The sequence below is a fragment of the Sporosarcina sp. OR05 genome, from assembly GCF_041414805.1.
Taxonomy (GTDB): Bacteria; Bacillota; Bacilli; order Bacillales_A; family Planococcaceae; genus Sporosarcina; species Sporosarcina saromensis.
Genome location: NZ_JANKJL010000006.1, coordinates 96,010 through 119,646, shown reverse-complemented (window position 1 = coordinate 119,646; position 23,637 = coordinate 96,010). Strand labels below are relative to the sequence as shown.

The following is a 23,637-nucleotide window of genomic DNA, read 5'->3' as shown; positions in this document are numbered from 1 at the left end:
TCATGGAAGGGATTGCCTATTGGATCGCAAAATGGGCACTCATACAACCAGATCGTACAGCAATCATTACAGATGAAGAAAAAGTGTCCTACGAACAATTGAATACTATGATTGACACGGCGGCGTGGAAGATGAAAGAAGTTTTATGTGAGCGGAAAGGTGAACGAATCGCAATTTTATCCCAAAATCGGCTTGAATACATCGTTCTTCTCTTTGCAATTGCAAAAATTGAATGCGTGGCAGTACCGCTCAACATTCGGTTAAGTGCAAAAGAGCTTGTCTATCAATTAAATGATAGTAGCGCGAGTCTTCTTGTTTATGAAGCAGGTAATGAACAGTTCATACATTCATTCGTTGAGCAGACAGCGTTGGAGCACTATCTCACAATGGAAACCGTATGTGCTGAAACTGAAAGTGTTCCTATTTTTACTAGTGAAATCAATGAAAAAGCGCCTTACATTATTTGTTACACGTCTGGCACAACAGGGAAGCCGAAAGGAGCGGTACTGACACAACGAAATATGTTTTGGAATGCTATTAATAACAAGCTTGCGATTAATTTGACTGCAGAAGATCGAAGCATTGTATTGCTGCCTCTTTTTCATATTGGTGGAATTGGCTTATTTGCCCTTCCGACGCTGTTTGCTGGTGGAACAATCGTCATTCCGGGCAAGTTTGATCCTGAAAAAGCATTGCAGATGATAGAGGAGCACAATGTGACAATTGTGATGGGCGTACCGACTATTCACCAGGCACTACTGATGAGTCCTTCATTCGATACAACCGATTTGAGCACAGTCCGCTGGTTTTATAATGGCGGAGCCCCTTGTCCACGTGAACTCATTGACGCGTATTTTGCGAAGGGCTTCCTATTTGGTCAAGGATTCGGGATGTCCGAAACATCCCCTACACTTTTCATGCTCTCAAAAGAGGATGCTCCTAGAAAAAGAGGGTCCATTGGTAAACCGGTCTTGTTTGTAGCGTATCAACTCGTCGATGAAAATGGAAATGCAGTCGGTCCAGGTGAGGTTGGAGAACTTGCCGTGAAAGGGCCCAACATTATGAAAGAATATTGGAAGAACCCAGAAGCGACCAATGAAACACTTAAAAACGGTTGGTTGTTCACAGGTGATCTTGCCAGGACTGACGAAGAAGGCTATTTATTCATTGTCGGGCGAAAAAAAGAAATGATCATTTCGGGAGGGGAAAACATCTATCCATTGGAAGTGGAACAAGTAATACGTCAGATACCAGGTGTGTTGGAAGTGGCTGTCGTTGGAAACACCGATCCACGTTGGGGAGAAGTTCCTGAAGCATTTATTGTCCTAGGAAATGAAAGCGTTTTAACAGAAGCGGCAGTTTTAGCGCATTGTAAAAGTTCGTTAGCAAAGTACAAAATACCAAAACACGTGACGTTTTTAAATGAAATGCCGAAAAATGCCACAGGGAAAATTCTTAAGACACAACTACTAAAAAGAGGGTGAAGAAGTGTTCGGTTATGAAATTGGACAGCAAGCGTCGTGCTGTAAAACAATAACGGAAACAGACGTCGTATTGTTTGCCGGGATTAGTGGTGATTTCAACCCTGTTCATATGGATAAAGAATATGCCAAACAAACGAGGTTTAAGGAGCGGATTGCGCATGGTCTGTTAACGTCGAGTTTACTATCCCAGTTGCTTGGCGTCCATCTTCCAGGGAGGGGGTCTGTTTACGTAGAACAAAGTATTCGTTTTACGGCTCCGGTTTTTATCGGAGATACGATAACAGCAAAAGCGACTGTCCTGGAAATTGATGAGCACAGAAGAATTTTAACACTATTGACGGAGTGTTTTAATCAGGCTGAGCAGACTGTATTGACCGGGACAGCTAAAATGAAAGTGCCACTAGAAGGAGGAGTGATTTGATGAGCGTTGGGATTCAGTCGACAGGGGCTTTTTTCCCTTCCACAGTAGAGACAGCGGCAGATTTGGCCATGAAAACGGGCATACCAGAGCAGGTTATCGTTGAGAAATTCGGGTTAGTGCAAAAACATGTAGCGGATGACAGCCTTCACGCATCCGACCTTGCAATTGCTGCAGGTAAACAGGCGTTGGAAGGGATTGACCCTTTGGCAATCGATGTTGTCATCTATTTTGGAAGTCCTCATAAAGATTATACTGTTTGGTCAAGTGCACCGAAAATCCAGCATGCGTTAGGGGCTACGAACGCGTATGCGTTTGAGATCATGAATGTTAGTTCTTGTTTTCCGATCGCCTTAAAAGTAGCCAAGGATATGATTGTAGCTGATTCTTCCATTCAAAATGTGTTGCTTGTTGCTGGGTGTAGAGAATCGCAAATCGTGGACTACACAAATCCGAGATCGCGTTTCATGTTTAATTTTGCAGATGGTGGAACGGCAGCTTTAGTAACAAGAAATTCATCTGTAAGTGAAGTGTTAGCGAGTGCAGTTTTAACGGATGGATCGTTTCATGATGATGTCCGCGCGGTAGCAGGAGGATCAAAACATTTTGCTAGTCATGAAACGGTTGAAAAGAATTTGCATTATATTGATGTAAAAGATCCTCAATCCATGAAAGAACGGTTAGACCCTGTTTCCATTTCAAACTTTGAACAAGTCATTCGACAAGCGCTTCAAAAAAGCGGACATACACCTCAAGACGTTAGCCTCCTATTGCCTCTGCATACAAAACGATCGATGTTCAGAGAACTTCTGCGTGCACTCGAACTACCTGAAGAACGAGCAATATATTTGAGCCATCACGGTCATATGTCCTCACTCGATCCGTGCGTTGGTCTCCATCTAGCGCAACAAGAAGGTCGATTGAAAAAGGGTGACCTTGCCGTAGCCGTAAGTGCCGGTACAGGCTACACATGGGCTGCCACTGTCATTAGATGGCTTGGCGAGTAAAAAGTAGAGAATACGTTTGAATTGACCTCGTCATTTGATGAGGTCTTTCACTTGCTCATTGGACAATGGTTACACGGAAGCATTATACTGATAACTACTGTTCGAACGGGAAAGGACGAGGTGATCTGTATGCAAACAAATGACATTTTAAACAGGCTGCGTTATGCACTTGATATAAAGGACAAAGAAATGGTGGAGATTTTTGCGCTAGGCGGTGTGGAAACGACAACGGAGGAAGTACGTGAAATGTTGGCGAAAGTGCCTGTCGTTGGCGAGGAAAAGAGTAATGAATTTGTTAAAACCATTGACATCCAAACATTGGAGGCCTTTTTAAACGGATTAGTAACGTTAAAAAGAGGCGTTCAAGAAGATGCACCTACGAATGGACAAAAGCAGTTTTTAATGGCAAATGACCACCGGAATGTAAACAATATCTTGTTGAAGAAAATGAAGATCGCTTTATCTCTCACAAGTGAGGATATGATTGAGCTGTTACAGCTAGCAGGCGTGAATCTGTCCAAAAGCGAATTAAGTGCTGTCCTTCGAAAAGAAGGGCACCGAAATTACAAAGAGTGCGGTGACCGGTATGCTCGGAACTTCTTGAAAGGTTTGGCATTGAAGTATCGCTCCTAATTGGTTGAACATAAAACGGATCCAGTGTATTTTGGCATGTAGGTGTTTCGTTCGTTCATTGTTATAATAAAAGAGTATCGAAAGCAGACGCTTTGGTTACTCTTTTTTATTGTGCTGAAGTTGAATGGATAAACGTTATATATGATCTGAGGAGTTGGTGGACTGATGAATAAGAAGGATATTGCAGACATTCGTAAACATTTTAAGCAAGGTACGGATTTGTTAAAAATCACGACAATTTATAATGTATATATTAAGGCGGAAAGTACTGACATCTACCACGAAGAGAGCCAATCATTTTCTTTGTTGGATGAAGAGCAACAGGACTTGTTTTTTACCAATTTTAAAAAAGTGCTCGGTGGTAAACTAGGTGTGAAGCTGTTTGAAGTGAAGTTTGTACGCCAATCGGAAGAAGAGGCGGAAAATGAGGAGCATGCACAAAAACTATTGTATGACGGTCTTCATGCTGATGACGTAACGCAATGGAAAGAAGATATGCAGCGCTTAGCGTTAAAGATGGTACAAAACGATCATTATGAGAAGGATTTGGTTATTACTTTCATTCGCGGGAATTATTTTAAACCGACGAAACGGAGTCAAGACGAGTCTGAAACGGCCGTTCGGGACGAAGTGTATACGACGCCGTTCATTTTGTGCAGTATGAATCAGACTGATTTGCCGAAGCGTTCACTGATCTTTGATTTTCAGGAAAGAGAGTTTAAATCGAGTATGACGGTGGACCCTGTCGTGAATATTACGTCTCCAATTGGAGGGTTTTTATTCCCTTGCTTTACGGCAAATGCGGCAGACGTGAATCATATTTTGTATGCGTCGGGTAAGGCGAATAAGCCTAATTACCAGTTTATTGAGAATGTGCTGAACGGTGAAGAAGTGATGACGGCAGAAGATGATAAGACGGTTTTTGAAGAAATTGTAAAAGAAGTGATCGGGGATGAAGTCGATTCGCGGACGCTTGCTAGTGTGTACGATGAAATCCAAAGCATGCTCGAAGTGGATGAAGAGGATAAAGATGCGGAAGAGACAACACCTACATTAGATACAAAAGAAGTCGAGCGTGTCCTTAAGGCGAGTGGTGTGAAAGATGTCGATTCAGATAAGGTGGAAATGGCCTTTCAAAAAGTGCTCGACGACAAAACGTATGAAATGAATGCAGGGCATGTTGTCCCGAGTTATACGTCAAAATCCATTAAAATCAGCACGAAAGTAGCAGATATATCTATCTGTCCACAAGACTTGCGCTATGTTCGTCGAGTTGATGTGAACGGGCGAAGCTGCATCCTCATTGAAGTGGAAGAGGATGCGATGATTGAAGGATTTAAGCTGATCTCAGAGGATTTATTGAAGTGAAAAATTAGTTACTCTGCCTAGTAGAGAACTTGAAAATTACGAAAGACAGTCAGACCAAATAAGGTTCGACTGTCTTTTTTACGTTTACATGTGTTTAACTTTTCGGGAATATCTCTCTTGTCAATTCAATAAAAGCAAGGGTGGCGGGGGTTAGTTGTGCGCCTTTGCAATTCCATATTGGATCTTAATCGGATTATTATAAGAAAGGATTGATCAGCATGTTGAATATTTTTTCATAGAAGGTAAATTTGCAATCGTTACAGGATGTGCAAGAGGGATTGGACAAGCGTATGCACTTGGATTAGCAAAAGCAGGTGCCACCACTTAATCGCTTAGGCGAACCAAGTGATCTTGTCGGCGCATGTGTATTCCTAGCATCTGATGCTTCCAAGTACATGACAGGTACACAAATTGTCGTTGACGGCGGTATGTCTGCAGTTGCAATGTAATAGATGAATGGAAAAACTCTCAACTTCGGTTGGGGGTTTTTTGCATATCTTGCCATACAGGGCGCGCAAACTCTTCAAACTCCACTTTTTTGAACTCCTCAGTAGCCGTAGTATAGGTAACTGTTACAATGACCCCAAATTCCGTGTCACCTTCTTTTAACCAAAGTTGAAATGTTGCAATCGAAAGATCATCTGTTGCAGTAGTACCTTTATACAAGTAATCGACAATTTGAGCATTCGGATAAGCATTTTTCGTTTCAACAAGGGCAAGTCGGGACCATTTTGCATAAGCAGGTGCTTCTATTTGAATGAATGCAGTTAGCAAAGGTATTTCCGGTGCATAGGTGGCGTATAAAAACCCGATGGCAATGAAAAGATTTTTCATAAATCATAACGCTCCTTTTAGAGTAGAATGCGTTATATAAGTCAATTCATTCTTTAAAATCTAATGCTATTTATATACGTTAAAATGCATACATATAAATTTTGTAGTGAATTTCAAATTGACTTGAAGTGAGAATTTGATAGAATAATAGATTATAGTCATTTAGCGACTATATAAAGACGAGGGGGGAAACCTATGAATGAGCAAAGTGTGAACGAAGAGAAGCGAAGTAAAATTCCGCATACATATGCAATCATTTTCATCATTATCATATTAGCGACAGTTGCTTCTTATTTTGTACCTGCGGGGCAATTTGATCGCGTAGAAGTTGATGGGAAAACACTTGTGGTAGCAGGTAGCTACGAAACAATTGAGTCCAATCCTGTAAGCTTCTTCGACATGTTCAAAGCAATTCCACAGGGGATGTCAAAAGGCGCAACCATTATTTTTTACATCTTTTTAGTCGGTGGTGCCTTTGGAATTATCCGTGAAACAGGAACAATTGAAGCAGGTATTAATAAAGTTGTCCGCAAGCTGGAAAGGCGTGAAAAGCTGCTAATACCTTTCACGATGTTTGTCTTTTCCATTGCAGGTGCAACGACAGGTATGTCAGAGGAAAGCATCATCTTCGTTCCAATTGGTATCGCAATTGCAAGAGCAATCGGCTATGATGCAATTACCGGAACGGCAATGATCAGTTTAGGTGCCGCGAGTGGATTCATTGGTGGTATGATGAATCCTTTCACTGTAGGTGTCGCACAATCGATGGCAGAGCTACAATTATTCAGTGGAATCGGTTTCCGTTTTGTCGTCTATGTATTCATTTTGGCATTAGCCATTTTTTACGTGATGCGCTATGCAGCAAAAGTGAAGAAAGATCCGACAAAGAGTATTGTGTATGAATTAGAACTTAAAGCGAAGCAACAGAAAGAGCAACAAGATCCAAACACATTGCCTGTATTTAATATCCGACATGCACTTGTCTTACTCATTATTGTGGGTGGATTAGGCTTAAACATGTATGGAGTTTTTAAGTGGGAATGGTATTTAACAGAGTTGACAGCATCCTTTATCATTATCGGGTTTGCTGCTGGAATTATCGGTGGTTTACGCATTAATAAAATGTTTGACTCGTTTGTAGACGGGATGAAATTGGTTGCATTCGGTGCATTAATTGTCGGTTTCGCCCGCGCTATTCTAGTCGTGTTGGAAAACGGTTTAATTATCGACACGATGATCAACAGCTTGGCTGCGTTAATCGGTTCATTGCCTGGCACATTGAATGCGGTAGGAATGTTCTTCGTGCAAGTCGTGACGAACTTCTTCATCCCATCAGGAAGTGGACAAGCAGCAACGACAATGCCAATTATGGTACCATTGGCAGACTTGTTAGGAATTGAACGACAAGTTGCCGTATTGGCGTTCCAATACGGAGATGGTGTCACAAATTCCATCATTCCTACATCAGCTGCTTTAATGGGTTACTTGGCGGTTGCAGGAATTCCATATGATCGCTGGGTGAAGTTTGTGTGGAAACTAATCGCAGGTTGGTTAGTCATTACGACCATCGCTTTAATTGTTGCTGTAATGATTGGCGTGAAGTAAACGTTATTGACGAGTGATTCTTTAAAGCCTTACACCGATCAGCGGGTGTGGGGCTTTATTGTTCTGCTATATTTTTTAGGAGTTTGTTTTCAGATAATTATAGAAGCTTTTAACGATAAATAATTGGTATATAGTGTGATATAATTGAATGAGCAAAGGTTTGCGACGATGTGAAATCTTGGATAGGGATTTCCTATACAGGAGCGCCTGCATCCTTTCTGCAAATTCAACAATATAAGGATGGTATATATGAGTAACGGAGAAACTAAAACAGATGTCATCTTGATTGGTGCCGGAATCATGAGTGCCACTTTAGGGACACTTCTGAAAGAATTAGTACCGGAATGGAATATTACAGTTTTTGAGAAGCTCGAAAATGCAGGTGAGGAAAGTTCGAACGAGTGGAATAACGCAGGTACCGGGCATGCCGCTCTATGCGAGCTCAATTACACGGTAGAAAAGCCAGATGGAACAGTGGATATTAGCAAAGCGATTAAAATCAATGAACAGTTCCAGCTATCTATGCAGTTCTGGTCTTATCTTGTGAAAAACAACTTGATCAGCAACCCGGAAGATTTCATCATGCCATTGCCACACATGAGTATGGTGCAAGGGCAAGATAACGTATCATTTTTAAAGAAGCGATTTGAAGCGATGACGCAAAATCCGCTCTTTAAAGGGATGGAGTATTCAGAAGATCCACAGAAGCTCATGGAATGGATTCCGCTTATCCTGGAAGGACGTACATCGAAAGAACCAATTGCAGCAACGAAGATCGATACAGGGACAGATGTCAATTTTGGTGCGCTCACACGCATTCTGTTCGATCATTTGAAAACGAAAAATGTTGAACTTAAATACAAACATACGGTTGACAATATAAAACGTACGCCGGATGGTTCTTGGGAGCTGAAAGTACGCAATGACAAAGGAGTCACTGAATCTCATAAAGCGAAGTTCGTTTTCATTGGGGGCGGTGGCGGAAGCCTTCATTTATTGCAAAAAACAGGTATTCCTGAAAGTAAGCATATCGGAGGGTTCCCGGTCAGCGGAATTTTCATGGTATGTAACAATCCGGAAGTCGTTGAGCAACACCACGCGAAAGTGTATGGAAAAGCAAAAGTAGGAGCGCCACCAATGTCGGTGCCACACTTGGATACGCGTTTCATTGACAATAAAAAATCCTTGCTGTTTGGACCGTTTGCAGGCTTCTCACCAAAGTTCTTGAAAACAGGCTCCAACATGGATCTCATCACGTCGGTCAAGCCGAATAACGTCTTTACGATGTTGGCTGCCGGTGCAAAAGAAATGGCGTTGACGAAGTATCTGATTGAACAGGTCATGCTATCAAAAGAAAAACGTATGGAAGAATTACGTGAATTCATTCCGAACGCAAAAATCGAAGACTGGGATCTTGTAGTTGCTGGCCAACGTGTACAAGTTATTAAAGACACGGAAGCGGGCAAAGGAACATTGCAATTCGGTACAGAAGTAATCAGTTCTTCTGACGGTTCAATTGCAGCATTACTAGGGGCTTCACCAGGTGCATCGACTGCGGTTCACGTTATGCTCGAAGTGTTCAAGAAATGCTTCCCGCAACGTATGAACGAATGGGAACCGAAATTGAAAGAAATCATTCCTTCTTACGGTAAATCGCTAGCGGACAATCCAGAACTATTGGAAGAAGTGCACCGCTTTACTGCAGAAGCACTCTCTTTAAACGAGCAACCGGCAGTAGTAGAAGTGGAAACAGACCCTGAAGTTGTCGTTGAAGGCAAAGTAGAAAACGAAGAATAAGTACATTTTAAGAAACCGAGGACAGTCATTTAAACTGAACCTCGGTTTTTTGTTGGATGAAAATGAACTTTTTACATAGTAGATGACTCTTATAGGGGAGAGGTGAGGGTATGGGGTTTGTTCGTCTAGTGAAAAAAGCGAAAAAAGGAAGTAAAGAGGCATTGCTGCAACTGATTCATGAGCAGCAAGATGCGTATTATCGATTGGCTCTCACCTATATGAAAAATCCACACGATGCAATGGATGCAATGGAGGAAATGATTGTCAGTCTCTATCAATCCATTCACCAGCTGCAAAAAGAGGAAGCCTTTTATAGTTGGAGCAAAACAATTCTCGTAAATCGGTGTAAGCAGATGTTGAGGAAACGTGAAAAAGTCGTCTTGATGGGAGATGCAGAGGAGACATTTCATACAGGAAAGATACAGGATGTCATGCGGCAAAGTGAACAACGGATGGATTTGCAAGAGATGCTAGCTGTTGTAAACAGCGAACAAAAAGAAGCAATTGAATTGAAGTACTTTCATGATTTGGACTATGTAACAATCGCAAATATCACAAACGTTTCAATAGGGACTGTAAAGTCAAGGGTGTTTAATGGATTGAAGAAGATGCGCGAGCAATTTGGAGGTGATGGAGTTTGACGGAACTTGAAAAAAGCTTCGCAGAAGAAAAGGAGCGGCTGCAAGAAGTGAAAGCACCCGCTGAGTTGGGAGATCGATTACGGTATGCATTGGAACAGACGCCCGTGCGAAGGAAGAGAACGAAGCCAAAATGGATCGCCGTCGCTGTGGCCCTTCTCCTCGTTTCCGTTGTCAGCTATAACTATAATGCTTTCGCTTACTATGGGAAAAAGCTATTCGGTTTTGATGAAATAATGACAGGCACGTTGTCTCAACTAAATGAAGAAGGCCGTGGACAGCCTGTCGATGGAAAGCTAACCTTTCAAGATGGCTCTACTTTAAAACTAGAAGGCATCTTGAGTGATGAAAACCAATTTATTCTTTATTACACGATTACCAATCCGGCTGGCGTCAATGCTAATCCGGACTACTATTTTACGAGGGTTACGGGTAGGTTGACTGACGCATCAATCGTGAGTTCCGTTGCTTCACTGAACGATGAAGGAACCGAGTTAAAGGGGATGCAAACGTTTGAACCAGTTAGTCCATTTGCTAAGAAGCTAACGGTTCATCTTACCGAAAATCAAAAAATGGGAAATGTTCGAGACATGGCAATTACGTTTCCATATAACCCGAATGCTGCGATGGAAACGTTTATGAAACAAGCAATCAACGGAAAAGTTCAAGTCGATCAAGGAACCATTTACTTTGATAAAATTATTGCTACACCGAGTAGAACGACAGTTACCGGTAAGTTGAAAGTTGCCAACTTCGATCGGTATCCGTCTGCATTAGAAGGCGTGCAATTGATGGCTGACGGAAAAGTGATTGAATGGAGAGGAAGTGGCACGTCTACAGCACTTAATGGGCAATCATTTGAGATCCACTATGATGCTTTACCAGAAGAACTTGAGGAGTTGAAGGTCGTTGTCGATACGTTTGTCGGTTATACAGATGTAAACGAACTAATTCCTCTCGATGCTATAAATGATGAATCACTGTTCCTTAACGAGGAAGAATTAATCATCAAGAAAGTGGAAAAAGCATCCGGTGGCATTCACGTAACAATTGCAACAGCAGAAGATGTCATGTTAAAAGGTGTATCTATTCAAGTGAATGACGACTTTATTCCGTTAAAAACAACAGTGAGACAAGATACGATCAATCACTACAAGGAACGAATTTTGTTGTTTGAGGGAGATGAACTGCCAGACGCTTTGTATATTGAAGGAATGCATTACGAGAAAAAGTATGATGACAAGATAGATATTAAGGTGAAATGAAACAAACAGGCTGCCGCGTGATTGGGCATGCCTGTTTGTTTATTGTGGGAGCCAAATGAGGTTCGGGTCGTTAGCAAATGTTGCAATGTTATACAGGACTAACACATCTTGAATACCTTCTTGCGCCATGTAACGGGCTAGGTCCTCGTGCGTATAACGTAAGTCAATCAGATGAATTTCCTCAAAGTGATTTGCTAAAAACGGCACGAGGGCATGTGCATAAGAATCCTTTACAACAAGTAGTTTACGACCGTTGTTGATGGATGAATGGACGATCGTTTTTCCATGATTACCGTTTAAGAACAATGCGTATTGGTCGCGCGTATTTAGCGAATCCCATTCGTATAACGAATTCATTGCGGGTGTATCATCTCCGAATTCAACGCTGTACGTCACATCAAATTTCGGTAAAAAGACGTCAATTTCATCCGGTTTTGTCGTAAAGTCATTTGCTTTTGCATCATACGTACCAAAAAAGTCTTTGCTTACTGTTTGAATGGTAAAAGCATCATTCGTATAGGGCTCAATCCCCATCGCTTGTGCTGCGGCTTGATAAGCGATGAAAGCGCCATTGGTCGTCCAATGGTGGTCGGTTTTATAGTAGATGGATTGGTCTTTTGCTTCTTTCAACGGTTGGTACACATCTATCCAATGAATCGACTTGTCCAATTGGTCACGGATAGCAGTAATGGCTGTAAGCTGATGAGCTGTGTACGCGTATTTCGGTAATTTGTCTGGATAGAGTGCAATAGACGTTGGAGCGACCATGACGTAGACAGTAGTGTTTTGCAGTTTATCTGCGAAATCGTTAAGATGCTCGGTGTTTGCAATCAATTGTTGACCAGGCTCTGGAAATCGTTCAAACAAATAGCCATCTTTTCCGAAATAGACGCCATTGTTTTCTTTTTTGAGCGCTACTTTTTCAGTTGCTGCTTTCAAGTCGGTCCAAAAATCTTTCATCACAAACTGATCACTCAAGTACGTCTCGAATTCTTTCATAAACTTGCCTGAGAGGAATTTATCCCATGAGAAGTCCGGGAATTGGGCGAGTACCCGATTCTCAGAGGCAGAAAATGCACGATCTTCCGTCGTAACGTGCAACAGGGAGATGCTGCCGATGAAAAGCAGAAATCCAATAATGAGTAGTCGATTAGTTGTTTTCACGTAGATCCTCCTTTTGCCCTAAAAACGGAAGTACAAAAACGGGTTATAACTGTCATTGACTAAGTAAGCGGTCGATAGAAATAAGATGATACCGAACGAGCTGATGGAAATGCTTGAAGATAAGTATGCAGGCAAGATACGGCTCAGTCGTTCATTCATTCGCTTCAATACAGGCGTTGACGCGATGACAGCTAGTAAAAGAAGCAAGCCGTTTGTACTTAGAAAATAGAGAAACTGCGTGTCGTAAAGCGGCTGATCGTCAATCCCGAACAGGATTTTTCCAAAGACGAGTCCCTGTTCATGGTCTTCAAAAACGAAAAGTACCCAACCGAATAACACGATGGTCAGTAAATAAACGTGTTGAAAAATGGCAGGCAGCTTGCTTAAGACGTTTAGCCAACCTAATTTCTCAATGCCAATCAAAATCCCGAAATAGAGTCCCCATAAGACGAAATTCCAGCTCGCTCCATGCCATAACCCGGTAATTCCCCACACAATAAGTAAATTTCGGATTGTCGTCCATGTTCCTTTTCGACTGCCGCCTAGCGGGAAATAAACATAGTCCCGAAACCAGGAGCCGAGTGTCATATGCCAACGTCTCCAAAACTCTGTTACGCTTTTCGAGATGTACGGGTAATTAAAGTTTTCCGGGAAGTTGAACCCGAACATTTTGCCAAGCCCTCTTGCCATATCGGAGTAGCCACTAAAATCGAAAAAGATTTGGAATGAGAACGCCACGATGCCTAACCAAGCAGTGGATGTGGACAGCTGGTCAATGTCTTGCTGTTGGATTGTGAACCATAGCTCGCCAATCGTATTAGCAATGAGCACCTTTTTGCCGAGTCCGATAATGAACAATTTAACGCCATCTGCGAATTGGGCTAGTTGGAATGTCCGATTGGCAAGTTCCTTTTCAATTGTTTCGTATCGGACGATTGGACCCGCAATCAGTTGCGGGAACAACGATACGTATAAGGCTAGCGTAAGTGAATTTCGCTGTGGTTGCACTTTTCCCCGATAGACGTCAATGGAATACGACATTGTCTGAAACGTATAGAAAGAGATGCCAATTGGTAAAGGCAAGTCAAACGGCTGGATAGCAGAACCGAAAAAAGCGTTGACGTTTTCTACTAGAAAGTCCGCATATTTAAAAAAGGAGAGAATTCCAATGTTAACGAGTAAGGAAGAAACGAGTGCTGCCTTTGCGATTCCCGTACGTCGTATTCGGTATTTATGGATGAGAAGCCCATGAAAATAATCGACCGTCGCGGAAAAGATCATGAGTAAGATGTAAATCGGTTCGCCCCACGCATAAAAGAACAAACTGACTGCGAGCAACACAAGGTTTTTCATTTTCTTCGGACAGCTAAAATATAGAATCAGTGCGAGTGGAAGGAAAAAGAATAGGAACGTTAAACTGCTGAAAACCATGACAACATCTCCTGATATGTAAAAAGTGTCTCAGACTGCAAGTAGGTAATGACAGTCTGAGACGGGTTGAGCACTTCTCTTTGCGGAGCAAACACTCACTGCATTCGTGTTAAGTAGCTTACAATGAATAGGGTAAGCATTGTTCATTTATTGTAGTCTTCGATCCCATCGATTAGTTGAACTTGCTGTTAAAAGCCTCTTCAACTTTTTCAGGATTCGTGTACGTTACATACAGTAAGTACTTCCCTTTTGTTGTAATGATGTTCTCTTTTACTTTTTCATATTGCTCCGGCAAGTATTGCTTCCACGTTTGGTCTTGGTTTTCCAGTTCTTTTTCAAGTGAAGCTTTTAATGCTTCTACATCTGCTTCATCTTTTGCTTCCAATACGATCACTTCGTCAGCATTGACATTCATCATCGCCGCAATGACGAGGCCGTTCGCTAATTTTTCTTGGTAAAGGTTCATTTTCTCAAGCCAGATTGCTACACCTGCATCATCCGTGGAAGCCGTCAAATCTGTTTCCATGTAATATGTAAGCTTGCCATCGACAAGTACTTCTTCCTCTACGCCACCATCTTCTTTCAAGTCTTTTGCGATGGCCTCTTTAATGGAAGTTGTCACTTCGTCAAAGGATACGTTCACTTCTTCCGGTTTTTCAGCATCGTTTTTTTGCGAACAACCTGCAGCAAGCACAAGTACGAGCGCAAATAATAGTACTACTTTCAATTTTCCCATGATGTGTTTCCTCCTGAAATCAATTGTTGTTACATGTCATTGGTCGTGTGAGGATGGAGAAAGGTTACAGGGATTAGATAATTTACGTAAGCAACTGGAAAGTAAACGTGGTTACATGGTCTAATTAAGATAATACTTACTACTATGTACGGATTGAGGAAAAAGAGGAGGTGTATGGCTTGCCCAGTATTATAATTAGCCTTAGTGTCTTTTTCTTATTTTTAATTTTCGGTATCATTTTCTCGTCAGGAAAAGGAGCTTTTTTAATTGCTGGGTATAATACAATGCCAGCTCGAGAAAAGGAAAAATATGATGAAGTATCTTTATGTAAATTCATGGGGAAGATGATGTATAGCTTGTGTTTTTGTTTGCTCATGATCGTGTTGGGTGATTTATTTCAAAATATGATCCTACTCGTAACAGGGATTTTACTATTTGTTAGTGTTGTAGTTTTTACAATCGTATATGGGAATACGGGGAATAGATTTAAAAGAGAGAGCACTTGATGAATAAGCGCTCTCTCTTTTTATTTGAAGAATGGAGTTTTTTTCAGTAAAACACAGACGGGAAGCGCAATGAGTATTCCGACAACGGTTTGTACGAGGTCACCTGGAATTGATGTGAGTGGAATGACCCAGCTTTTGAAAATAACGGCTTCCCACAAATAATAACCTGCCATCATTAGCGGGGTAGAGGCGATGGTTGCTAATAAATTGAAGCGAAAGCTATTGCCGTTTCGTCCGTTCATCCAAGCAATTTTCCCTATAAGATACCCTTGAATCCCACGCGCGACAAAGCTAATTGGTGCCCAGATTGCATATCCAGAAACTAAATCGAACAATCCCATTCCTACAGCCCCGGCGATAGCCCCTTTTTTCGGACCAAATAATATAGAGACGATAAAAAGCATCGCTGTTCCAAGATGAACGAGTCCCCCGTTTACCGAAATCGGTAATTTAATGTTCAATAGAAGTGTAGCAACAAAGACAAGTGCAATGAGCATAGATGACAAAATCAAATCAAACGTCCGGGCGTTTGTAATTGTAGTCGCTTTTTGCATAACCGCTGGCCTCCTCATATGTGAAAGTTGTTATGCTAACAGTACCAAACAACTGACACTAGCAAAAGTGCCAAATCACAACAAAACATAGAGGTCAGATGAAAGGGACAGGCACCCGGACGATTCTGAATTGTTTCGGTGCCTGTCCCCTGAAAAATTCTGAATTGTACCAGCTTGATAACTGTTAAATTTGAAAATTTTAGTTGCTTGCAGATGTTTAGCGCATTTAACTGGGTACGTATTCTTTATTAGCGAAAGCTGAATTCGTTCGATTTTGGCGAAACGGTGATAAAGTGCTTCGAATCGGTGATAAAGTGCCCAAAGTCGGTGATAACGTCGTTAGAATCGGTGATAACCAGTCTGAAATCGGTGATAACATATCGCAAGCTTTTGAGTGGACCGTCGGCGAGCTGTTTTTATCTCCCAGGAAATGAATGCATGGTATAAATTCATGTTGAAAATCGACCTGGTACAAAGATTTTCTAAATACTTAACTCCAAATAATCGACAGCGCACTATAAACGAGTAAAACAGCCATCAGTATATTAAATGCCTTTCTGTAACGACGAATATAGTTTTCCAGAATCGATCCAAATAGACTCCAACAAAACGTACTCGCTACACCTACCATGCCAAGAAATAACGATGCAGTAATGTAGCTAAACAAAGACGTGTAATTCGGCAAAATGAAAGTAGAAACAACTGTGAGTCCATATAAAATTCCTTTTGGATTCACAAATTGCAAGAACATGCCGATGAGGAAAAGGTTTCTGTCATTTTTAGAAGTTTTACTTTCTCCATCTTTGCTCGTCAGAATTTTATAAGCCAAATACAGCATGTATCCAACGCCCAAAATTGTTAAAGGCAGTTGAATGGCTGGGAGAAGGTTGGTTAGAAAGAGATTAAATGAAATGCATGTTAAGGTGATAATAAAAAAGCCGAAACCAACGCCAAAAGAAAAGGTAGTCGTTTTCTTTAATCCGTACTGATTAGCAAAGGCCATCGCCATAATATTGTTCGGACCTGGTGTGAAGCTGGCAACAAAAACAAATAGTAAAAACGATAGATAGGACATGGTCACCCCTCCTTAATAGACGTTATAACGCTCGGTTTGTGTTTTATAACGTAATTCTTTATAGTGTACACAAAGAACGTTATATTGTACATAGGGAAGGAGTGATGAAGCATGGAGGAACTTCATCGGACGCTTGCAAGAAATTTAAAGGCTATTCGCGAGAAAGAAAAATTAAGTTTGGAAAAGGTCTCTGAGTTAAGTGGAGTAAGTAAAACAATGATTGGCCAGATTGAAAGAGGAGAGTCCAGCCCGACCCTTACGACCATTTGGAAAATCGCGAATGGTTTAAAGACGTCTTTCACAACTCTCATCAATGACCCACAGCCTGAAGCGAAAGTTGTGTTGCGAGAAGAAATCCAACACTTGTCAGTCGACGACGGACGGTATCGGGTATATCCTACGTTTCCATTTCAGGATGAAACTCGCTTTGAGCTGTATTTTGTGGAGATTGAGACAGGAGGAAGAGTCGTTTCAGATCCACATAAAGAGGGTACTGAGGAATTCATAACAGTGTTTGAAGGTGAAGTAACTATTTCTGTAAATGAAGAAGTGTATACAATAAAAAATGGGGATTCTATCCGATTTAAGGCAGACAGACCCCATATATATACAAACGAAGGAACTCGATTAGCGCGGATGAATATGACGATTTATTATCCAGCCTGATGAGTTTTCTATTGAACAGTAGACAGAGCCATCATGTGGAACTGTCTATTATTTATTTAGGCCTACCTTTGTAATGATGGGCGACTCCCACCAATGTGATTCTGTACATAGCGCTTCACAATGGAACCGATAAAGAAATAGCCAACAGTAATTAATCCACCGAAAACCCATCCACTTATTTTCAAGTAAATCAACATTTTTCCATAACCCTCAACTCCATATGCATTTAATAGACAAGCTTTTAAGGAACTTTGAAAGATGCTCCGGAGACATAGTAAAGCGGTTAAAAGCTGATACCACATAAATATTCCCTTAGTTTTAAATAAAGATTTGCTATTTTCACGTGGATATCCCTGCAAATACATGAAGTCTACCGCAAAATAGAGCGCAAATGGTTTTTGAAATAAAACAGAAAGTCCATAAACAACTGCATATCCGTATCCAAGAAAAACTTGATTCCACAAAAGTTGTTCTGCATTTCCGGATACTAGATTGACAGTCGTGCTTAAAAATAGCGAAAAAAATGATGAAAACACCTGCTATGTTAAATTGCCGTTCATTTATAAAACGATAGATTGTATAAATGAGTCCTGGAACGGTCGAAAGCAGCATCGCATAATAGTCTCCAAAAGGTTCGCGGCCATATTGCCAAAATAACAGTGGAAGTACTGTATAGAAGAGAATATCAAACAGTATTAATTTCTTCATAGCTCGTTAGCCTCTGTTTCATAATAATGTTGGATCGCTTTTGTTCAATAAACTTCACAAGTTCTTCTTCAAACTGGTAGAAGCCAACTGTCTTCTCATGTTGACTGGCTTGCCATACTTTATTGGCAAGTGTTGTATTTCCTTGATACATCTCGTCGACAAGTGAAAGCCATCGTTTTGCCAAGTCTTGAGCCATTGCAGAGGATGGATCGTTGTGTAAATTTGCACGAACGTCTTTGAGTAATGAAAGAGTAGCATCGGATTGATCGCCTAATCCACCTAAATTCGGAAGTTCAGTCAATGCTGCTACTTCTTCATCGGTAAATTGTTCTGCCCAAAGTGTTTTCATGGCGTCTTTACTGTTTGGAAACGTATAAAACGACTCAAAGATGGAGGGCCAATCAGTATGTCGTTCAATTTCTGCAAGAGCTAATAATGATTGAATGGATTTTTCCATTGCCATCAATTGTTTCTTTTCCAATTCGATCATTTGCAAGCGCATTGTGAGTACATCTTTGACGTTCCACGTATTGTTAGATACCGCTAATTGTATTTCCGTTAGCGGTAGACCTAAGTTGCGCAAAGTCAATATATAGTGAAGTTTTGAAATGTCTTCATCGTTATAAAAGCGATGCCCGTGCGTGTTCTTTTTTGCAGGCAACAAACCAATTTCATCATAATAACGGAGCGTACGAATAGAAATATTACTCATCGTAGCTACTTTACCGATCAAATGCATACTCTCCTCAACTCCTTATCCTACTCCCATTATAGAACCTACCGTAACGTAAGGGGCAACACTTATTTGAAAATAGAGAATAAAACAGGGGACAGGCACCAAAACAATTCTAAATTGTTTTGGTGCCTGTCCCCTAAAAAATTCTGAATCGTGAAGGCTGAATTGGATTGATTTTGGCGAAACGGTGATAAAGTGCTTCGAATCGGTGATAACGAACGGAGAATCGGTGATAAAGTGCCCAAAGTCGGTGATAACTACGTTAGAGTCGGTGATAACCAGTCCAAAATCGGTGATAACATATCGCAAGCTCATGAATGCGCAGCGAGTGACCCGTTTTATCTCCTAGTAAATGGGTAAGTGGTGATAAACTTGTGTTAAGCGGTGATAACAGGACGATAAGCGGTGATAAACTCTGTCTGAGCGGTGATAACAGGTCAACAAGCGGTGATAACCATTTTGCCCATCATGCATTTAAAATTCCTCATAATTTTATTTGTTTAAGGCAAGCTATGTAAAAAGGAAAAGGTGAGTGTATGGAGAAATGTGTAGTGGGTAGCGGACGAGATGAATAAGCCGTTTGTGCCGCAGTTAGTTTATTTTGAGCCGAATGCGCTTGATTATCCACTTGGGAAGGAACTGAAGGAAAAGTTTGAGAAGATGGGGATTGAAACACGTTTTACGACGTCGCATAACCAAATTCGGGATTTGCCTGGGGAGACGGATGCGCAAAAGTACAGGATTGCGAAGTCGACGTTAGTTGTCGGACTGCGTAAGACGTTAAAATTTGATACGTCAAAGCCTTCGGCGGAGTATGCCATTCCACTTGCGACGGGATGCATGGGGCATTGCCATTATTGTTATTTGCAAACGACGATGGGCACGAAACCGTATATCCGGACGTATGTAAACATAGAGGATATCTTTGAAGCGGCCGATCGGTACATCGAAGAGCGTGCGCCGGAAATCACACGGTTTGAAGCAGCTTGTACATCTGATATTGTCGGAATCGACCATTTAACCCATTCATTAAAACGAGCGATTGAACATATTGGACAAACAGAATTAGGGAGACTTCGTTTTGTAACGAAATTTCACTTCGTTGACCATTTGCTCGATGCCAAACATAACGGCCATACGCGTTTTCGATTCAGTGTGAACGCTGATTATGTCATTAAAAATTTTGAACCAGGGACGTCGCCTTTAGCGAAACGCATCGAGGCGGCTGGGAAAGTGGCGAGAGCGGGCTATCCACTTGGTTTTATTGTTGCACCAATTTACCTTCATGACAGTTGGGAAGAGGGATATCGACACTTGTTCGAGCGACTGGATGAAGAATTGCCTGAGGATGTCCGTGAAGACATTACGTTTGAATTCATTCAACACCGGTTTACAAAGCCTGCCAAGAGGGTTATTGAAAAGAACTATCCAAAGACCAAGTTGGAATTGGATGAAGAAAAACGACGCTATAAATGGGGCAAGTATGGAATTGGTAAGTACATTTATCAAAAAAATGAAGAAGATGAAATAAAAGAACACTTATTTGGCTATGTCGAAAAGTATTTCCCAAAAGCGAAAATTGAATACTTCACATAAAAAGGTGACAGGCACCCAAACAATTGCGAATTGTTCGAGTGCCTGTCCCCTTCAAAAAGTAAATTCATCCCAATGGTGGATTTCGTATGTAGGCTTGGCAGTGGTGTTGTTCGTTTTTCGGTGTGGGTTGTACCAACAAGTATCGATGCCGAAATGATTGCCGCCAAGAATGTCTGATGAAAGGGAATCGCCGATCATGAGTACGCGGGATTTGTCTGTCAGTTGGAGCGCTTGAAAAACATGTTGAAAGATTTCTGCTTGTGGTTTTTGAAAGCCGATTTTTTCTGAAGTGAAAATGGCTTCAAACGTTTTGTTAAGTGGCGAAGCAGCTATACGGGCTAGCTGAACATCATTGAAACCGTTTGTGACAACAGCAACTCGGGCGTCACCTAATCTAGCAAGCATGTCCTCAACGCCTTCAATCACATGCACTTCTTTCCCAAGGTTTTCGAGATACGCTTGTCCAAAAGCAGTTGCGTCCAATTCAATGCTGTGCTGAAGAAATAACCGTTTGAAACGCTCTGTCTTCAAGTCAGCTAGTGTTGTACGTCCTTGCTCCAAGTCTTCCCAAAGAACGGTACTGATTGCGCGGTAACTGTCTCGGTAATCCGCTAAACCGTTTGGAAAGCCATTTGCAGCAAATACATTCGTAAATGCAAACTTCTCCGTTTCTGCAAAATCCATTAACGTGTCATCCAAGTCAAATAAATAAACATCATATTTCATTCAAAACATCTCCCGACTACTAAAAACTGAAGCTTAGCCTCTTCTCTTATGAATACTCTTAATGGCGTGGTGTATGTTTGGATAGGTGACTAATCGCTTCGTTGATTCACCTAATGCAGTCAAAGATTGTGCGACGTTAGGTGAAACACCTGTTAGAGACAATTGGGTACCCATCAACTGCAGGACATTTCGAATAGGTTCGAACGTTGTGAGTGGTGATTTATCATCCCACCGAATGCCTGTAATGTCCAAAATAATGTGGTCCACTTGTGTCTCTTGCACAAACTCACTTAAACCAGTTGAAAGTATGGCTAAACGTTCTCTACTCATTTTACCAATTAAGGACACAGCCGCAATATCTTCTTGCACCATTAAGATTGGTAAGATTAACTGCTCAATCTCTCGATCCTTTTCTGTAATGAGATTTCTCTGGTTGCGCTCTAGCGTGACATTTGTTTGTGTACCGATGAAGAATAATTTCCCTTCTACTTCAAGCGGTTTGATCGATAACCGATTCCAAAACATTGAACCATCTTTTTTATAATTTTTTAATGTAATGGAGATTGGTTGCTTTTCCCGTATTGCGGTTCGAATCTTGTTAACTGCCGCTGGATCTGTATCCTTCCCTTGTAAAAACCTACAGTTTCGGCCAAGCGTTTCATCCATTGTATAACCTGTTAACGATTCAAATGTACGATTTGCAAAAATGATTGGATTGTCTTCTTGAGAGGGATCGGTGACGAGTGCAGCAACATGACTCCCATCGAGCATGGCTTCCAATAATTGAACTTGCATCGATGCAGATAAAGATTTCATCCCATTCACTTCCTGTCAGTATGACGTTGTATTGTTTTTCCAATCGTAGCACATAAAACCGTTACATGATACCCTTTAAAGTACTTTCAATTGCGACAATACTGTAAAAAACGATCTCTTTTATAAAAGCGAAACTCTCAAGTTATGGTAATGAACTTTACATGTATGAATAAGCGCTTTTAGCAGAAGATAAAAATGAATCCTTGTATCGTTCCTGTAACGGTTGACGTTTGCCCTTCTTCAGTTTGGAACAGCTGTTGATGGATGCATGCGCTTAAGGAAGGGGATTCACACTTTAATCTAAGCTAAGGAGGAATTATGCATGAGTGTACTTTCCAGGATTGCATTAACGCTAGTAATCATTGGGGCACTGAACTGGGGTTTAATTGGATTTTTTCAATTTGACTTAGTTGCTACATTGTTTGGCGGACAAGATGCAGCGTTGTCTCGGATTGTGTATGGACTCGTTGGGTTAAGTGGATTAGTCTGTCTCGGCTTGTTATTTAAGCCCAATGAAGAAGTGGATACAGTGTCGGATCGACATACCCGATATTCAAACGCAAATTTAGGCACAGAGTTTGGGGAAGAACCGGACTTTAAAAAAGAGCGGGAAGCTGCAAAGAAAAAAGCAGTAAAACGTCAAATGGATGAACTCGATTAACATGTATGAAAAACAGCCACCCGTATAAGGTGGCTGTTTGCGTGTAGACATTTCAATTTGACGACCAACATTTACTCGGTAAAATCTTCGAGTGCATCTTGCCAAACAGTTACGCCTTGACTCATTGCCGAGCCACCGCCTAATGCTGCAGCAACTCCAATCGCTTCCATCATCTCTTCTTCTGTGCAATCGGCATCCAAGCAACCTTTTGTGTGATAGACAGTACAATATTCGTTATGCGCATACACACTAATGGCTAATGCAATGAGGTGTTTCTGTTTTTGCGACAAAGCACCGTCTTGGAAACAAGCTTCCGTAAATGCATTGAACGTACTCGCCACGTTCGGCAATTTCTCTGCAAACGTGCCCATTCCAACCTTGTATTCCTGCAAGACGACTTCTGTGTACGTTATTTCCTCCATATACATTCCTCCTGTTCGAGGGTAGTATTTGCATACCGAGGAAAGACATGCACTCGTATTGGAATTAATTTAAACAGTGCATTCATTTCAAAATGGCTTCAATCCAAGAACGAACAGCTAATTTAAGCCCAATGCAATTGTCAGCTTCTTATTCATTTCAGCACGGCGCAATTACTGTTTTTTCTCTGCTTCCTTCTCTTTTTCCTTTTCCAACACTTTCTCCTTAAGTTGCTTCATCGTTTCCTCATATTCTTCATCGACTTGTGACGTAGATGGTAAGAAAGGCTCGGTATTATGATCAACTCGTTTACCGTACCGCAGCATTTCATAAATAATCATGCCGCTGTTCGGCTTTCCGTTAATCGTAGACATCGGAATGGCGTCAAACAGTACGTAGTAAAAAGAATAGAAGATAAATCGGTTCCAGAAAGTTTTCGTTTCTTCCATAAAACCATTTGCAAGTAAAGCATTAATGAGGAGTGCAATTGATAAATTCATCAGTATTGGGCCAGCAAAAATACAAATATAAGCAAAGTTGCTTTTCCTTTTAATACCATCGTAAGAGAACCAGCTATACAAATGATAGTATTTTCGAATGTCGAACATGCCTAATGTAAAAATACGTGGTCCTGACCCAATGGTAATACGAGGGTTCACGACACCAAAAATCCAACTCACGAGTAAATAACCTGTTTCGCGTATGAAAACGACAACAGGCAATATAATGAATGCTGAAATGACGAGAGAAACAAGATCTGCGAATCCAAACAATTTCTTCACATCCCAACAAG

Annotated in this window: 26 protein-coding genes; 14 read left to right on the top strand and 12 right to left on the bottom strand. The window is 41.3% G+C overall.

Features of this window, described 5'->3' with window-relative positions:
- The first annotated feature begins 2 nt into the window (after positions 1-2).
- From NRI27_RS11145 to NRI27_RS11120, 6 genes are all read left to right on the top strand, one after another.
- A complete protein-coding gene (locus tag NRI27_RS11145) occupies positions 3-1,484 on the top strand; it encodes an o-succinylbenzoate--CoA ligase (protein WP_371390749.1) in 1,482 nt (493 codons plus the stop codon).
- Positions 1,485-1,488: 4 nt separating this feature from the next.
- Positions 1,489-1,905, top strand: a complete 417-nt coding sequence (locus NRI27_RS11140) for a MaoC family dehydratase (RefSeq protein ID WP_317945249.1) — start codon at positions 1,489-1,491, stop codon at positions 1,903-1,905.
- Positions 1,905-2,909: a 3-oxoacyl-ACP synthase gene (locus NRI27_RS11135; RefSeq protein WP_371390747.1), complete on the top strand. Its 1,005-nt coding sequence runs from the start codon at positions 1,905-1,907 to the stop codon at positions 2,907-2,909. The genes NRI27_RS11140 and NRI27_RS11135 overlap by 1 nt, the downstream gene beginning before the upstream one ends.
- 123 nt (positions 2,910-3,032) lie before the next feature.
- Positions 3,033-3,542 (top strand): YehS family protein, encoded by a 510-nt coding sequence (locus NRI27_RS11130; RefSeq protein WP_371390787.1) that lies wholly within the window; start codon positions 3,033-3,035, stop codon positions 3,540-3,542.
- A 165-nt stretch (positions 3,543-3,707) separates the two neighbouring features.
- Positions 3,708-4,910 carry a DUF4317 domain-containing protein gene (locus tag NRI27_RS11125; protein WP_371390746.1) on the top strand — a complete coding sequence of 401 codons (1,203 nt, stop codon included), beginning with the start codon at positions 3,708-3,710 and terminating at the stop codon, positions 4,908-4,910.
- 314 nt (positions 4,911-5,224) lie between these two features.
- On the top strand, positions 5,225-5,359 hold the full coding sequence (locus tag NRI27_RS11120; protein ID WP_371390745.1) for an SDR family oxidoreductase: 135 nt from the start codon (positions 5,225-5,227) through the stop codon (positions 5,357-5,359).
- 19 nt (positions 5,360-5,378) lie between these two features.
- Here NRI27_RS11120 and NRI27_RS11115 read toward each other — a convergent pair whose 3' ends face one another.
- Positions 5,379-5,744, bottom strand: a complete 366-nt coding sequence (locus tag NRI27_RS11115; RefSeq protein ID WP_371390744.1) for a DUF3889 domain-containing protein — start codon at positions 5,742-5,744, stop codon at positions 5,379-5,381.
- Between the two features lie 195 nt (positions 5,745-5,939).
- Here NRI27_RS11115 and NRI27_RS11110 point away from each other — a divergent pair, with 195 nt between their 5' ends.
- The 4 genes from NRI27_RS11110 (at position 5,940) to NRI27_RS11095 (ending at position 11,049) form a co-directional block, all read left to right on the top strand.
- Complete coding sequence (locus NRI27_RS11110; protein ID WP_371390743.1) at positions 5,940-7,349, top strand: YfcC family protein; 1,410 nt, start codon at positions 5,940-5,942, stop codon at positions 7,347-7,349.
- Positions 7,350-7,598: 249 nt separating this feature from the next.
- The gene (locus tag NRI27_RS11105) at positions 7,599-9,146 is read left to right on the top strand and encodes a malate:quinone oxidoreductase (RefSeq protein WP_317945229.1); all 1,548 of its coding nucleotides are present in this window, start codon (positions 7,599-7,601) and stop codon (positions 9,144-9,146) included.
- A 110-nt stretch (positions 9,147-9,256) separates the two neighbouring features.
- On the top strand, positions 9,257-9,787 hold the full coding sequence (locus NRI27_RS11100; protein WP_371390741.1) for a sigma-70 family RNA polymerase sigma factor: 531 nt from the start codon (positions 9,257-9,259) through the stop codon (positions 9,785-9,787).
- Complete coding sequence (locus tag NRI27_RS11095; RefSeq protein ID WP_371390740.1) at positions 9,784-11,049, top strand: DUF4179 domain-containing protein; 1,266 nt, start codon at positions 9,784-9,786, stop codon at positions 11,047-11,049. Before NRI27_RS11100 ends, NRI27_RS11095 begins: the two co-directional genes overlap by 4 nt.
- Before the next feature lie 39 nt (positions 11,050-11,088).
- On the opposite strand, the gene NRI27_RS11090 is transcribed toward NRI27_RS11095, so the two are convergent.
- The 3 genes from NRI27_RS11090 to NRI27_RS11080 all read right to left on the bottom strand — a co-directional run bounded on the left by NRI27_RS11090 (position 11,089) and on the right by NRI27_RS11080 (position 14,380).
- Positions 11,089-12,213, bottom strand: a complete 1,125-nt coding sequence (locus tag NRI27_RS11090; protein ID WP_371390739.1) for a DHHW family protein — start codon at positions 12,211-12,213, stop codon at positions 11,089-11,091.
- 18 nt (positions 12,214-12,231) lie between these two features.
- Positions 12,232-13,644: an MBOAT family O-acyltransferase gene (locus tag NRI27_RS11085; protein WP_371390738.1), complete on the bottom strand. Its 1,413-nt coding sequence runs from the start codon at positions 13,642-13,644 to the stop codon at positions 12,232-12,234.
- 172 nt (positions 13,645-13,816) lie between these two features.
- Positions 13,817-14,380, bottom strand: coding sequence for a DUF4358 domain-containing protein (locus tag NRI27_RS11080; protein WP_371390737.1), 564 nt, complete (start codon positions 14,378-14,380; stop codon positions 13,817-13,819).
- Positions 14,381-14,559: 179 nt separating this feature from the next.
- Here NRI27_RS11080 and NRI27_RS11075 point away from each other — a divergent pair, with 179 nt between their 5' ends.
- Complete coding sequence (locus NRI27_RS11075) at positions 14,560-14,886, top strand: DUF3784 domain-containing protein (protein ID WP_371390736.1); 327 nt, start codon at positions 14,560-14,562, stop codon at positions 14,884-14,886.
- Between the two features lie 20 nt (positions 14,887-14,906).
- On the opposite strand, the gene NRI27_RS11070 is transcribed toward NRI27_RS11075, so the two are convergent.
- The gene (locus NRI27_RS11070; RefSeq protein WP_371390735.1) at positions 14,907-15,440 is read right to left on the bottom strand and encodes an ECF transporter S component; all 534 of its coding nucleotides are present in this window, start codon (positions 15,438-15,440) and stop codon (positions 14,907-14,909) included.
- A 490-nt stretch (positions 15,441-15,930) separates the two neighbouring features.
- Complete coding sequence (locus tag NRI27_RS11065; protein WP_317945215.1) at positions 15,931-16,515, bottom strand: LysE family transporter; 585 nt, start codon at positions 16,513-16,515, stop codon at positions 15,931-15,933.
- 111 nt (positions 16,516-16,626) lie between these two features.
- On the opposite strand from NRI27_RS11065, the gene NRI27_RS11060 reads away from it, so the two are divergent.
- Positions 16,627-17,181 (top strand): helix-turn-helix domain-containing protein, encoded by a 555-nt coding sequence (locus tag NRI27_RS11060; RefSeq protein WP_371390734.1) that lies wholly within the window; start codon positions 16,627-16,629, stop codon positions 17,179-17,181.
- 62 nt (positions 17,182-17,243) lie between these two features.
- Here NRI27_RS11060 and NRI27_RS11055 read toward each other — a convergent pair whose 3' ends face one another.
- Positions 17,244-17,645, bottom strand: a complete 402-nt coding sequence (locus tag NRI27_RS11055; RefSeq protein ID WP_371390733.1) for a DUF3159 domain-containing protein — start codon at positions 17,643-17,645, stop codon at positions 17,244-17,246.
- Between the two features lie 221 nt (positions 17,646-17,866).
- Positions 17,867-18,622: a MerR family transcriptional regulator gene (locus NRI27_RS11050; protein ID WP_371390732.1), complete on the bottom strand. Its 756-nt coding sequence runs from the start codon at positions 18,620-18,622 to the stop codon at positions 17,867-17,869.
- Positions 18,623-19,192: 570 nt separating this feature from the next.
- On the opposite strand from NRI27_RS11050, the gene splB reads away from it, so the two are divergent.
- Positions 19,193-20,221 carry a spore photoproduct lyase gene (gene splB, locus NRI27_RS11045; RefSeq protein WP_371390731.1) on the top strand — a complete coding sequence of 343 codons (1,029 nt, stop codon included), beginning with the start codon at positions 19,193-19,195 and terminating at the stop codon, positions 20,219-20,221.
- Between the two features lie 51 nt (positions 20,222-20,272).
- On the opposite strand, the gene NRI27_RS11040 is transcribed toward splB, so the two are convergent.
- Entirely contained in the window at positions 20,273-20,947 is a 675-nt protein-coding gene (locus NRI27_RS11040) for a YjjG family noncanonical pyrimidine nucleotidase (RefSeq protein ID WP_371390730.1), read from the bottom strand.
- A gap of 33 nt (positions 20,948-20,980) precedes the next feature.
- Positions 20,981-21,763, bottom strand: coding sequence for a YtvA family blue-light photoreceptor (ytvA, locus tag NRI27_RS11035; RefSeq protein WP_371390729.1), 783 nt, complete (start codon positions 21,761-21,763; stop codon positions 20,981-20,983).
- Positions 21,764-22,085: 322 nt separating this feature from the next.
- Between ytvA and NRI27_RS11030 the strand changes: the two genes are divergently transcribed.
- On the top strand, positions 22,086-22,424 hold the full coding sequence (locus NRI27_RS11030) for a DUF378 domain-containing protein (protein ID WP_317943300.1): 339 nt from the start codon (positions 22,086-22,088) through the stop codon (positions 22,422-22,424).
- Between the two features lie 71 nt (positions 22,425-22,495).
- On the opposite strand, the gene NRI27_RS11025 is transcribed toward NRI27_RS11030, so the two are convergent.
- The gene (locus NRI27_RS11025) at positions 22,496-22,846 is read right to left on the bottom strand and encodes a carboxymuconolactone decarboxylase family protein (RefSeq protein WP_317943302.1); all 351 of its coding nucleotides are present in this window, start codon (positions 22,844-22,846) and stop codon (positions 22,496-22,498) included.
- Positions 22,847-23,017: 171 nt separating this feature from the next.
- Entirely contained in the window at positions 23,018-23,617 is a 600-nt protein-coding gene (locus NRI27_RS11020) for a hypothetical protein (RefSeq protein WP_371390728.1), read from the bottom strand.
- Positions 23,618-23,637: the final 20 nt, after the last annotated feature.